Genomic DNA, 761 nt, shown 5'->3' on the forward strand with positions numbered 1-761 from the left:
GTACATGGGCTTACATCCCGACAACTCCGATGTGTTGTGGGTGAGGCGCACGGCGAAGATCAGCGGGAGTCGCCGGTTGGTCCGATGCGGTAGTAGTCAAAGTCCACACGGCCGCCGGCGGTCTTGGTCGAATAAAAGAAGAGCCCGTAGCGATWACCCATGAAGTGCTTTGGGTAGGAATAGGTCAGGCGCGAGGGACGTCCGATGGCAGTCCAGGATTTGCCGTCGAGGCTGTAGGAGAAGCGAGCGACCTCGGGCGCGGGCTCAAATTCGCTTTCGACCTTGAGGTGAACGGTTTTGCCAGCGAGGGGAATGGAGGCGATCTCCTCGGGCTTGTCGGAATCAGCGCTCACCATGACGAGCGATCTGACGCCACCGGTCATCTTGACGCCGACAAAACCGTACTGTTTCTGGAAGACCGTGAGGCCGGCCACATCGCCGTCTTTCATGCCGCTCACATCGATGCTTGTCGTGGCGGAACTGGCAGGGCCAAAGGTGCGCTGGGTGAGGGTGTTCGTGGCCTCCGGCAACGTGGCAACGACCCGGCTGGTGACGAGGCTCAGATGGCCCGGGCGCTTGGTGAGCGACCAGTCGTTGGGCCTCGGGTTGTGATTCCATTGCCAGGCCAGSGGCAGGGCAGGGTCGCCGGGCTGGCGGTTGAATTCGTCGGAGGCGACGATGCCGGAGGCGCCGGAGACGCCCTGTGCGCCGGCCGGGATGTCGAGCGTCATGGGCACCTTGCCGTTTTCGCCTAGCACGGG

General features: G+C 63.0%; 1 protein-coding gene. It reads right to left on the reverse strand.

Translation table 11 applies throughout. From position 1 onward, the window contains the following. Window positions 1–59 precede the first annotated feature (59 nt). The coding region (locus AC1DU6_RS33735) for a beta-xylosidase family glycoside hydrolase (protein WP_477862733.1) at window positions 60–761 on the reverse strand (702 nt) is incomplete at its 5' end.

This window comes from Roseateles sp. P5_B10, from assembly GCF_056400485.1.